The following is an 11,622-nucleotide window of genomic DNA, read 5'->3' on the forward strand; positions in this document are numbered from 1 at the left end:
GGGCCCGGCGCGTAGAAGGCGCGCCGGGCCCGGCCCGTGGAGCACGGGCGTCAGACGCCCGGTGGCAGATTGCGCGGGCGGCCGTTGCCGCGGGTCAGCGCGTAACCGCCGATGCCCGCGAGCGCGGCCAGCATGCCGCCCACCGCGGTCCACACCCAGCGGTCGGACCACCAGTTGGACGACCAGCCGCCGTCCGGCTCGATGCTGGAGAGCACAGCCGACTTCGGCGACTTAGCCGAGCCGTCGGAGTCGGAGGCGTCGGCCTCGTCCTTGGCCGTGATGCCGATCCCCGGCACCAGGGCCTCCGACAGCGAGCCGTCCACGGCGGCCGCACCGCCGATGTCCTTGGACTCCACCTGAATCTCGGCGCTCACCGGCAGACCCAGGTCGGCCGTCTTCAGGCCCACGGCCGTCAGCCGGACGTAGTAGGTGCCGGGCAGCGGGGCGTCGTCCCACGGCTCGGTCCAGGCGCGCACCGTGCGCAGTGTGCAGGCCAGTTCGACGGACGGCGAGCCCTGTGCGGCGGTGCGCGTCTGCGCCCCGTACTGGCAGGCCTGGCGGCGGCGCAGACCGTCGTACACGTCGATCTGCCAGGACTGGCTCGCGTGGGTGTCCGGCAGCTTCACCGTCGCCTTTACGGTGGGCCGCTGTTCGGCGTCCGCCGGGAACGACCAGTACAGGTAGTCACCCGCGGAGGCGTTCGCCGTGGCGGTCACGCCCTGCTCGACCTCGGTCGCCGTGCGGAACGAAGTGCCCGCCGTGGTGGGCGCCTTGGCGTCGTCGGTCGGGCTCGCGGAGGGCGAGGAGTCGGCCGCCGCGGGGCCCGCCGCCAGTCCGAGCGTCAGCAGCGCCAGGCTCAGCGCACGTGTGATTCGCATCAGTTGGTCCTCCAGACCGCGACGCGCCAGCGGGACAGCCAGCCCCACAGCACACCGGCGATGAAGCCGGCCAGGATCAGGGCGCCGAGCAGCCACCAGCCGCGGCCGAGACCGAAGGAGGCCACGTCGCTCGCCCGGGACGGGCCGTCCACGACGTCGACGGTCAGCTCCAGCGGCATACCGGGCGTGGCCTTCACCCCGGCGGCGGCGGAGAAGGAGTTGGTGACCTGGAGACACACCGTCTCGGCGGGCGCGTTCTCCTCGTCGCTCTCGGCCTTCGGGTAACGCAGGCCGGTCGAGACGACGTCCGTACGGCCGTTGCCCGCGGCCTCGCCGCGCACGATCTCCCGGGAGTGCACGGTCACCGCCCGCAGCAGCACCCCGTAGTCGGGGTTCACGGCCCGGTCGGCCGACACGCTCACCGAAGCCCGCAGCTCCTGGCCGGGGTTGACGTCCACCCGGTACCAGCGCTCCTGGCCGAACTCCTCACGGTCGGTGTACAGGCCGGACTTCAGGGTCGGCGCCTGGGCGCAGGCGGCCGCGCCCTCCGTGGCGACCGGCGTCACCACCGGATCGGCCGCCCGGTCCACCAACTGGTTTACCTTGTCGGTCAGTTCGTCGGCGTGCTCAACCGAGGTGTAGGTCCCGCCGGTCGCCTCGGCGATGCAGCTGAGCTGCGCGCGCAGCTTGGTGCTCGGCACCAGGCCGAGCGTGTCGATGGTGAGGCCGACACCCTTGGCCGCGATCTCGCGGGCCACCTCGCACGGGTCGAGCGGGGCGCAGGTGTCCTCGCCGTCGCTGATCAGCACGATGCGCTTGGAGCCGGTTCCGCCGTCGAGGTCGTCGGCGGCCTTCAGCAGGGCGGGGCCGATCGGCGTCCAGCCGGTGGGCGACAGGGTCGCCACCGCCGTCTTCGCGTCGGTACGGTTCAGCGGGCCGACCGGGTAGAGCTGCGCGGTGTCCTTGCAGCCCGTCTTGCGGTCGTCGCCGGGGTAGTTGGCGCCCAGCGTGCGGATGCCGAGCTGGACCTCCTCGGGCGTCGCGTCCAGCACCTCGTTGAACGCCTGCTTCGCCGCGGCCATCCGCGACTTGCCGTCGATGTCGTTGGCCCGCATCGACCCGCTCACATCGAGAACGAGGTCGACCTTCGGTGCGTCGGCGGTGGTCTCGTCGGCGACCGCTCCGGCAGGGAACGCTATCCCGACCGTGAACGCGGCGAGCAGGGCGCAGATCCCTACCGCCAGCCGTTGTGTTCTGATCATCGGCGGATCCTATTGACCGGACGGGTCCCGCCACAAAGCGGGGTCCGCCCCGTACCGCCCCGCCCCCGTTCCGCCGAGCGGATTGGGCAGCTGTGCCCACTGGTCCCCGGGCACCCCCGGCGACAGCCGCATCAGCGTCAACGCCTTGACCGGCAGCGGCTCTTCGAGCAGCGCCGACAGATCCGCGGTGCGCGGCAGCTCCGGTACGGCCGCCTCCAGCGCCCCGCGCAGCGCCGGCGCCGATCCGGCCGTCGCGGCCAGCGAGCCCGCCACCAGCGAGCCGAACAGCTTGCGCCGCAGGGCCGTCACATCGTCCGTGACGGTCCGTCCGGTCAACGCGGGCACCGGGACGCCGTGTCGGGCCAGCCGCAGCGGGCCGACCCGGATGTCGGCGAGGTCGCGGTAGACCAGACGCAGCGGCGCGCCGGTCGGCGACAGCACCACCAGCAGGTTCTGACCGTGCGCCTCCAGGGCGACACCGAGCTCCAGCAGCCGCAGCCCGACGGTCAGCGCGAGCCGGGTGAAGTCCGCCAGCCAGCGCGGCGAGCGGGGCAGACCGGTCGTTGCGAGGGCGGCCACCGGCACCACGTGCTCGCCCGGGGCCCCGTACACACCCGGCGACTCCCGCAGCACGGCCGCCAGGTCCGGTGAGTTCGCGGTGGCCGCGCCCAGCGTGCGGGTGACGTGCAACAGGCCGTCCGTGCGAGCCGCGAGCTCCTGCCCGAAGGCCGACAGGATCGCGGACATCTCGACGGACCCCACGGAGATGTCCCGCACCGAGGACGTCAGCCGGGCACTGAGCGCCGTCTTGACGTGCGGACCGCCGGGCACGGCCAGGGTGCGCAGCGACATCAGCGGATGCGCGTCGAGCCCGGCGTCGGCCGTCCGCTTGAGCACATGCGCCGCCTGCCAGGGGTGCACCGGCAGCACCGTCCGCCGCCCGTCCCGCAGCAGGTCCGGCCACTCGCCCGTCACCAGGCACTCGTCCGCATCCACCGGCACCAGGCCCAGCCGTACCAGCGGCCGGTGCTCCGGCCCGTACGCGAGCTGCTCGGCGACCGAGAAGCCCGGCCGGGAGCGGCAGTTGGGGTGGTACGGATGCCCGTCGACCACCCGCTGCTCCCACTTCCAGTCGTCCGTCGGCCACCCGTCCGGCGACGGCTCGACGGCCGACCGCCCGGCGGGGCGATCCGGCTGTCCGGCCCGGGACAGCGCCAACGACGCGACACTGTCGTCGAGTTCGGCCGCGAAGGCCGCGCCGTTCGGCACCCCGAGCGCGATGAGCAGCCGCTCCGGCCGGTCGTATGCCACCCCCTCCAGCTCCACCGAGGTGACATACGCGGCGGTGGCGTACGGATCCGGGGCCGGACCGTGCAGCCGGCGGCCGTCGGACAGCCGCAGCGTGAGCCCGTCGCCGCCGGGTTCACGGCGCACGATCCACGGCAGCGGTTCATGGGCGAGCGCGCGCCACAGCCGGGTCAGGACGGCCGCGCGGGCGCCGGGCAGCTCGGCCGTGAACCGCGTCACGAGGCCGGGACGCACGTCGGCCAGTTCGGCGGCGACCGCGTCCTCGGCGCTGGAAGATCGGTACACGGTCGGGCTCCTCGGGTACGAGTGGGGTAGCACTGGTCGGTCAAGGCAGGTGGTGACAGCAGAGATACTGATCATCTCCGTCCGAACGGACCGTAGGGAACGAGTGGATCGCGTGGACCTCCTGCCCCCGCACGCCGACGACGACGCCGCCCCGCCCGGCGGCGGCGACACCGCCGTGCCCGCCGGTGACGGCGCAGCCCCGCCTGCCGGTGGCGCCCCGATTCCGCCCGCCGCCCCGCGGACGGGCGTGTCGCGCGTCGGCGTCACCGACCCGGCCGACGCCTACGCGGCCGCGCCCCTGCTCAACTGTCTGCTGCGCGAGGTGGCCCGCCCGCTGGGCGACCCCGCCGATCCCGGCGGGCGCCCGGTGTACCGCCTGCCCGGCGGGGACCGGCTGCTGCGGGTGCGCGGGACCCGGCGGCCCGCCGAACCCGAGGTGTACGCGGCGGGCGCCTGGCACAGCCTCGACCACCCGGAACTGGTCAAACTCGTCGCCGAGGAACTGCGCCGGCACACCGGGCTGTCCAACCACGAACTGCCCGCCGAGATGATCGACAGCAGGGACGCGGTCGCCGCGCTGCTCACCGCCCGCGCCGCCGCCACCCCGCCCGACGACCTCTACCTGCGCTCCGAGCAGTCCCTGGTCACCGGCCACCCGTACCACCCCGCCCCGAAGGCACGCGGCGGCGGCCCGGTCGCCGGCTGGCTGCCGTACGCCCCCGAGGCGCACGCCCGCTTCCCGCTGGTCCTGCTCGGGGTGCGCGAGGACGCGGTCGTCGAGGAGGGCGACACCACGGCCCTGGACACCCTCGGCGAGGCCCCGCCCGGCTACCGGCTGCTGCCCGCGCACCCCTGGCAGCTCGACCTGGTCGGCCACGACCTCGCCCCCGCCTTCGCCGACGGCCGGCTGATCCGGCTGGGCACGACCGCCTCCGCGGTCTGGCCCACGGCCGCGATCCGCACGACGTACGGCCCGGAGCAGGACGTCTTCCTGAAGTTCAGCCTGGACGTCCGCATCACCAACGACATCCGCCGGCTGTGGCGTCACGACCTGCTGAAGCTGCGCCGGACCGACACGGCGGCCGGTCACGCGCTCGCGGCGGTCGAGGGACCCGCGGCCTGGCTCAGCGACCGCGGCTACCGCACCGCGGGCTTCGCCTTCGAGGAACTGGCCGTCCTGGTCCGCGACGGACTGCGCGAGCACCTGCTCCCCGGCGCCACGCCGCTGCTCGCCGCGGCCCTGGCCGAGGGCTTCGCGGGCAGCCCGCTGGACGGCGCGAAGGACCCCGAGGCCTGGTGGGAGGCCTATCTGGGCGCGGTCGTGCCCCCGGCCCTCGCGGCCTTCGCCGACCACGGCGTCGTACTGGAGGCGCACCTCCAGAACACGCTGGTCGCGGTCGACGCGGACGGCACTCCGGTGCAGGCGCTGTTCCGGGACGCCGAGGGCGTCAAACTGCTGCCGGAGGTGTCCCGGGAGGCAGGCTGGGAGCGGCTGGTGTACTGCCTGGTGGTCAACCACCTCACCGAGATCGCCGGCGCGCTGGCCGAGCGCCACCCGGGCTTCGACCCCTGGCCGGCCGCCCGCCGCGAGTTCGCCCGCCACGACCTGGCCGAGATCGGCACCCTGCTCGCCTCGCCCACCCTGCCCGGCAAGACGAACCTGCTGCTGCGCTGGACCGGCGCGGACGGCGCCGACGCCCGCTATCTGCCGCTGCCCAACCCGCTGGCCGGCTGAGCCGCGGCCCCGGACACCACCTGGCGGGGCGTGGATCCTCACTCCCTCATGTTCGGCGGGAAGGCAGGGGCCGGCATCACAGTGTGTGATGCGGGTCACTTCGGCGAGGCGATCGTTTCTCTTCCTCCCGCCGGTCATACCCACAACAGCGCACAGGACCGGCGCCCCGGCGCAGCCGGACCGGCCGACGGAGAGGACGCGACCGACATGACCGCACCCGTGAAGGGCCCCGCCAGCTACTTCCCCTCGATCGAGAAGAAGTACGGCCGACCGGTCGCGGAGTGGCAGGACCTGATCCGCGCCTCGCCGCTGACCAAGCACATGGAGCTCGTCTCCTGGCTCAAGACCGAGCACGGCCTGGGACACGGCCACGCGAACGCGCTCGTCGCGCAAACCCTCGCCGAGAAGACCGGCTGAGACGGCCGCGGCTTCGGCCGCCGGAGTCCTCCGGCGCGAACAGTGGCAGACTCTTCGAGTGCGCGCACCGGGAGCCGGTCGTGGATCGAGAGGCTGAAAGGTCGGGTGGCCTGAGAACATGCTGAGAGAGGTCACTGCGACCCGCTACCTCACACCCCTGCGGTCCGGCGGCTCCGTCCCCGGCGTCGTCGAGGCGGACGATCTCGGCACCTACGTCGTGAAGTTCACCGGCGCCGCGCAGGGCCGCAAGGCGCTGGTCGCCGAGGTGATCGTGGGCGAACTGGCCCGCGCCCTCGGGCTGCGCTTCCCCGAACTGGTCCTGGTGCGCTTCGACCCGGGGCTCGGCGCGGACGAACCGCACCAGGAGGTACGGGACCTGCTGGACGCCAGCGGGGGCGTCAACCTCGGCATGGACTATCTGCCGGGCGCGAAGGACTTCACGCCCGAGGTGGCCGAGACCTTCGACGTCGACCCGGTGGAGGCGGGCCGGATCGTCTGGCTCGACGCCCTGACGGTGAACGTCGACCGCACGGTGCACAGCTCCAACCTGATGGTCTGGCCCACGTTCGGCACGGTCCCCCCGCGGCTGTGGCTGATCGACCACGGGGCCGCGCTCGTCTTCCACCACCGCTGGGACTCGGCGGCGCCGCAGAAGGCCTACGACTTCCGCCACCACGCCCTCGGCCGGTACGCGCCGGACACCCGGGCCGCCGACGCCGAGCTGGCCCCCAGGGTGACCGGGGAGCTGCTGCGCCGGATCGTCGCCGAGGTCCCCGACGCCTGGCTGGCCGACGACCCGGAGTTCGCCACGCCCGACGAGGCCCGCAGCGCGTACGTGGATCATCTCCACGCCCGGGTGCGGGCCTCCGCCGCCTGGCTGCCCACCGACTTCCCCAGCGGGGAGGAGCTCGCCGGCGAGGAGGCCCGGCGGCGGGCGAGAACACGGCAAGGCCGGCCGGACTGGCTCAAGACGGTCCCCGATCTGCACGGCAAGCCGGCCGCGGAACAGGATTGGTCGGTGCACCTGCAATGACGGACGTCCGACGGGTGGAGATCGAGTACTGCACCCGGTGCCGCTGGCTGCCCCGGGCCGCCTGGCTGGCGCAGGAACTGCTGACCACCTTCGAGGCCGAGCTGACCGAGCTGGCGCTGAAGCCGGGCACGGGCGGGGTGTTCGTCGTGCGGGTGAACGACGAGGTGGTGTGGGACCGGCGCGAGCAGGGCTTCCCGGAACCCACGGAGGTCAAGAAGGCGGTACGCGACCGAGTGGCCCCGGGCCGCTCCCTGGGCCACTCGGACAGGTGAGGACGCGCCGGGTTCAGCCCTGGAGCTGCGCGTAGGCGGGCAGGGTCAGGAAGTCGGCGTAGTCCTCGTCGAGGGCGACCCTCAGCAGCAGGTCGTGCGCCTGCTGCCAGTGTCCGGCGGCGAAGGCCGCCTCGCCGATCTCCGCCCGGACGGCGGACAGTTCCTCCGCCGCGACCTTGCGGGCCAGCTCCGGTGTCGCCTTCTCGCCGTTCTCGAACTCCACGCCCGCGTCGATCCACTGCCAGATCTGCGAGCGGGAGATCTCGGCGGTGGCCGCGTCCTCCATCAGCCCGAAGATGGCGACCGCGCCGAGGCCGCGCAGCCAGGCCTCGATGTAACGGATGCCGACCTGGACGGCGTTGACCAGCCCGGCATACGTCGGCCTGGCGTCGAGGGAGTCGACGGCGATCAGGTCGGCCGCCTCGACGTGGACGTCCTCGCGCAGCCGGTCCTTCTGGTTCGGCCGGTCGCCGAGCACGGCGTCGAAGGAGGCCAGGGCGATCGGCACCAGATCCGGGTGGGCCACCCACGACCCGTCGAAACCGTCGCCCGCCTCACGGTCCTTGTCGGCCCTGACCTTCTCGAAGGCGATCCTGTTGGCCTCCTCGTCGCGCCGCGACGGGATGAACGCCGCCATGCCGCCGATCGCGTGCGCCCCGCGCCTGTGGCAGGTGCGCACGAGGAGTTCGGTGTAGGCCCGCATGAACGGGGCCGTCATCGTCACGGCGTTGCGGTCCGGCAGCACGAACCGGGGCCCGCCGTCCCGGAAGTTCTTGATGATGGAGAACAGGTAGTCCCAGCGGCCGGCGTTCAACCCGGAGGCGTGGTCGCGGAGTTCGTAGAGGATCTCCTCCATCTCGTAGGCCGCCGTGATGGTCTCGATGAGGACGGTGGCGCGGACGGTGCCCTGCGGGATGCCGAGGTGGTCCTGCGCGAAGACGAACACGTCGTTCCAGAGCCGGGCCTCCAGATGGGACTCCGTCTTCGGCAGATAGAAGTACGGACCCTTGCCGAGGTCGAGCAGCCGCCGGGCGTTGTGGAAGAAGTACAGCCCGAAGTCGACGAACGCGCCGGGGACCGGGGTGCCGTCGGCGTCGACGAGGTGACGCTCGTCCAGATGCCAGCCGCGCGGCCGCATGACGACGGTGGCGAGTTCCCCGGCGGCCTTGAGGGCGTACGACTTCCCGGTGCGCTCGTCGGTGAAGTCGATGGTCCGGGCGTAGGCGTCGCTCAGGTTGAGCTGGCCGAGGACGACGTTCTCCCAGGTGGGCGCGGAGGCGTCCTCGAAGTCCGCGAGCCACACCCGGGCACCGGAGTTGAGCGCGTTGATCGTCATCTTGCGGTCGGTCGGGCCGGTGATCTCCACCCGCCGGTCGTCCAGGGCCGCGGGGGCCGGGGCCACCCGCCAGGAGTCGTCCGCGCGGATCGCGGCGGTCTCCGGGAGGAAGTCGAGCGTGGCGGTGCGGGCGATCTCGGCGCGGCGCTCCGCCCGGCGGGCCAGGAGCTCGTCCCGGCGCGGTGTGAAACGCCGGTGCAGCTCGGCCACGAAGGCGAGCGCGGCCTCGGTGAGGACCTCCTCCTGCCGGGGCAGCGGTGCGGCGTCGACGATGGCCAGCGGGGACGGCGCTGGTGCGGACATGAGCTGTCACTTCCTTCAGCGGGCGTGGCACCGGGTGCCGGACGAACCGGGTGAGGCGGACGGCGTCGGGGGCGCGGCCGGACGCATTTGATCAATGGATACTAGTTTCCTCATCGCGGAAGCTCAATGTTCTGTTGATGTCACTCGAGGTGGACCAGGTCGGCCTCCGTGTCGATGTCGTACGGCCGGGCCACGTCCCCGCACTCGACGAGCGTCACCGATGCCGCGTGCTCCCGCAGGTAGGCGCGCGCTCCCTGGTCCCCGGTCGCGGCCGCGGCGACGCCCGCCCAGTGGTCGGCCCCGAACAGGACGGGATGGCCGCGCACGCCCGCGTAGGCGGCCGAGACCAGGGACGCGCCGTCCCGGTGGGCGGCCAGCACCCGCCGTACCGCCTCCGGGCCGATGCCGGGCTGGTCGACGAGCGAGACCAGCGCCGCCCCCGCGTCCGTTCCGGTGAGCGAGGCGAGCCCGGCCCGCAGCGAGGTGCCCATGCCCTGCTCCCACTCCGGGTTGTCCACCAGCACGCAGTCGCCGAGCTCCGCCCGTAGTCGTACGGTGTCCGCCTGCGCCCCCAGGACCACGTGGACCCGGCGGCACCCGGCCGACCGCAGCACCGCCACCGCGTGCTCCACCAGCGGCCGTCCGCGATGCGTGAGCAGGGCCTTGGGGCGTCCGCCCAGCCGCCGTCCGCCGCCCGCGGCGAGCAGCAGACCCGCAACCACCGGAGGGCCGGGCGCCGTCCGAGATGTCGTCATGGACCCTGCATACCGCAGGATGCGGGTGGAGGCAGGAGCGGCGCATGGGGTTTCATGGACGCCGCAGGAGTACCGGGGGCGAAGTGGGCACTGGGGAGCGCGAGTTGGACTCGGCAGACGGCACGACGGCGCACACGGGGGTCTTCCGCGCGCTGGCGGCGGGGGACCCCGCGACGGTCGGCGGGTACCGGCTCTCCGCGCGGCTCGGCGCGGGCGGCATGGGCAAGGTCTATCTGTCGTACACGCCCGGCGGCAGGGCCGTCGCGGTCAAGGTGATCCGACCGGAGTTCAGCGAGGATCCCGAGTTCCGGCGCCGTTTCAGGCAGGAGGTCGACGCCGCCCAGCGGGTCCAGGGCCTCTACACCGCGCCCGTCATCGACGCCGACCCGGACGGGCCGCGCCCCTGGCTCGCCACGGCGTACGTGCCCGGCCCCTCCCTGGCCGACGCGGTCGCCGCGCACGGGCCGCTGCCGGTGCCCACGGTGCTGCTGCTCGTCGCCGGGATCGCCGAGGCGCTGCACGTCATCCATCGGGCGGGCATCGTGCACCGCGATCTCAAGCCGTCGAACGTGCTGTTGGCCTCCGACGGTCCCCGGGTGATCGACTTCGGCATCGCGCGGGCCGCGGACGCGACCGCGCTCACCGGCAGCGGCGTCACCGTCGGCACCCCGTCCTTCATGGCCCCCGAGCAGGCCGCGGGGCGCGAGATCACGGCGGCGACCGACGTGTTCGCGCTCGGCCAGGTCGCCGCCTACGCGGCCCTGGGCACCCCCGCGTTCGGCGAGGGCACCGGGCACGGTGTGCTGTACCGGATCGTCCACGAGGAGCCCGACCTCTCCGCCCTGCCCGAGGGGACACGGGAACTCGTCAGCCGCTGCCTTGCCAAGGATCCCGCGGCCCGGCCCTCCGTCACCGACGTCATCGCGCTGTGCCAGGCGGCCGGCGCCGAGACGGTGCTGCGCCGGCCGGAGGACTGGCTGCCCGGCGCGGTGGCCGCGGACATCCCGGCCCGGGCGGCCGCCCCGGCCCCACCGCCGGCACCACCGGCCCCTGTCGCACCTCCACTCCCTGTCGCACCGCCGCTCCCTGTCACATCACCGGCCGCGGGCGCCCCGCCGGCTCCCGGCACCGCACCGGGTGCACCCCCGCAGGGCTTCGGCCCGGCCGCGGCCGCCGGGTCCGCCGACGTGCACCGGACACCCACCGTGGCGGCCGCCCCGCTGGCGGCGCCGCCGGCGGGTCCGACGCCTGCTTCGGCGACGGGTCCGGTGGCGGCACCGTCGCCCGGGCGTCGCCGGGCCCGTCTCGTCGCGGCCGCGGCGGCCGGGGTCCTCGTCTTCGCGGCCGCGGGGGCCGGGACGGCGTACCTCCTGACGCAGGGCGACCGGCGGGACAAGGGCACATCGGCGGCCCAGGGCACCGAGCACTCCCGGAGTCCGGCGCAGCGGGGCACGACGGCCGCCGGCGGTGAGGAGCGGACCGACGGGAGCCCGGAGCCGACCGCGTCGGCGAGCCGTACCGTGGACGCGGGCGCCGCGCCGGACCTCGACCGGAAGGGCATCGACCTCACCAGCGGCTACCACCTGACGCTGAGCGACGACACCCTGCGGCCGACCGGGGACGACACCCCCGTCGACATCGAGTACTACGCCGACCTCGACTGGATCCAGACGGACGCCAGGATCATCCTGCTCGCCCGGACGCAGCGGGGCACGCTGGAGACCTGCCGCACCGAGACCCGGTACGCCCTGCACCTGTCCACCGACACCCTGGTCAAGGGGCAGCAGTTCTGTGTGCTCGGCGCAGCAGGCGACGTCGGGCTGGTCACCTACCAGGGGCTCTCCCCGCAGTCCGACCCGAGCCGGTACGTCACCCTCGATGTCCGGGTATGGCACAGCGCGCTCTGACCGAATCGATCTGCTTTGCGTACAACGGAAGTTGACGGTGCATCGGACTGGCGGACCCGGGTCCCGGTGCCGTTAACTGGGCGCCCGCCCCGACCGGGTGCCAGGCGTGGGCCGTGCGGCGGGGGCGGTGG

10 protein-coding genes are annotated in these 11,622 nt (G+C 73.8%); 5 read left to right on the forward strand and 5 right to left on the reverse strand.

The features are described 5' to 3' along the window. Window positions 1–50 precede the first annotated feature (50 nt). Genes FNH09_RS39815 through FNH09_RS39825 form a run of 3 tightly spaced genes read right to left on the reverse strand, consistent with a single transcriptional unit; the run spans window position 51 to window position 3,733 of the window. Window positions 51–878, reverse strand: coding sequence for a hypothetical protein (locus FNH09_RS39815; RefSeq protein WP_152894751.1), 828 nt, complete (start codon window positions 876–878; stop codon window positions 51–53). Next, on the reverse strand, window positions 878–2,140 hold the full coding sequence (locus FNH09_RS39820; RefSeq protein WP_152894752.1) for a VWA domain-containing protein: 1,263 nt from the start codon (window positions 2,138–2,140) through the stop codon (window positions 878–880). The genes FNH09_RS39815 and FNH09_RS39820 overlap by 1 nt, the downstream gene beginning before the upstream one ends. Before the next feature lie 9 nt (window positions 2,141–2,149). Beyond that, window positions 2,150–3,733 carry an IucA/IucC family protein gene (locus FNH09_RS39825; protein ID WP_162469798.1) on the reverse strand — a complete coding sequence of 528 codons (1,584 nt, stop codon included), beginning with the start codon at window positions 3,731–3,733 and terminating at the stop codon, window positions 2,150–2,152. Window positions 3,734–3,953: 220 nt separating this feature from the next. Here FNH09_RS39825 and FNH09_RS39830 point away from each other — a divergent pair, with 220 nt between their 5' ends. The 4 genes from FNH09_RS39830 (at window position 3,954) to FNH09_RS39845 (ending at window position 7,190) form a co-directional block, all read left to right on the forward strand. Then, entirely contained in the window at window positions 3,954–5,468 is a 1,515-nt protein-coding gene (locus tag FNH09_RS39830; RefSeq protein ID WP_420802830.1) for an IucA/IucC family protein, read from the forward strand. Window positions 5,469–5,675: 207 nt separating this feature from the next. After that, the gene (locus FNH09_RS39835) at window positions 5,676–5,885 is read left to right on the forward strand and encodes a DUF4287 domain-containing protein (protein ID WP_152894754.1); all 210 of its coding nucleotides are present in this window, start codon (window positions 5,676–5,678) and stop codon (window positions 5,883–5,885) included. Window positions 5,886–6,003: 118 nt separating this feature from the next. Further along, the gene (locus FNH09_RS39840) at window positions 6,004–6,918 is read left to right on the forward strand and encodes a HipA family kinase (RefSeq protein ID WP_152894755.1); all 915 of its coding nucleotides are present in this window, start codon (window positions 6,004–6,006) and stop codon (window positions 6,916–6,918) included. Continuing rightward, entirely contained in the window at window positions 6,915–7,190 is a 276-nt protein-coding gene (locus FNH09_RS39845) for an Rdx family protein (RefSeq protein ID WP_152894756.1), read from the forward strand. The genes FNH09_RS39840 and FNH09_RS39845 overlap by 4 nt, the downstream gene beginning before the upstream one ends. Before the next feature lie 13 nt (window positions 7,191–7,203). On the opposite strand, the gene aceB is transcribed toward FNH09_RS39845, so the two are convergent. Both aceB and FNH09_RS39855 read right to left on the reverse strand, forming a co-directional pair. After that, entirely contained in the window at window positions 7,204–8,829 is a 1,626-nt protein-coding gene (aceB, locus tag FNH09_RS39850; protein ID WP_152894757.1) for a malate synthase A, read from the reverse strand. Window positions 8,830–8,969: 140 nt separating this feature from the next. Then, window positions 8,970–9,584, reverse strand: a complete 615-nt coding sequence (locus tag FNH09_RS39855; RefSeq protein WP_152894758.1) for a nucleotidyltransferase family protein — start codon at window positions 9,582–9,584, stop codon at window positions 8,970–8,972. 44 nt (window positions 9,585–9,628) lie between these two features. On the opposite strand from FNH09_RS39855, the gene FNH09_RS39860 reads away from it, so the two are divergent. Then, a complete protein-coding gene (locus tag FNH09_RS39860) occupies window positions 9,629–11,491 on the forward strand; it encodes a serine/threonine-protein kinase (protein WP_152894759.1) in 1,863 nt (620 codons plus the stop codon). Window positions 11,492–11,622: the final 131 nt, after the last annotated feature.

It is taken from the genome of Streptomyces adustus (assembly GCF_009377175.1).
GTDB lineage: Bacteria > Actinomycetota > Actinomycetes > Streptomycetales > Streptomycetaceae > Streptomyces > Streptomyces adustus.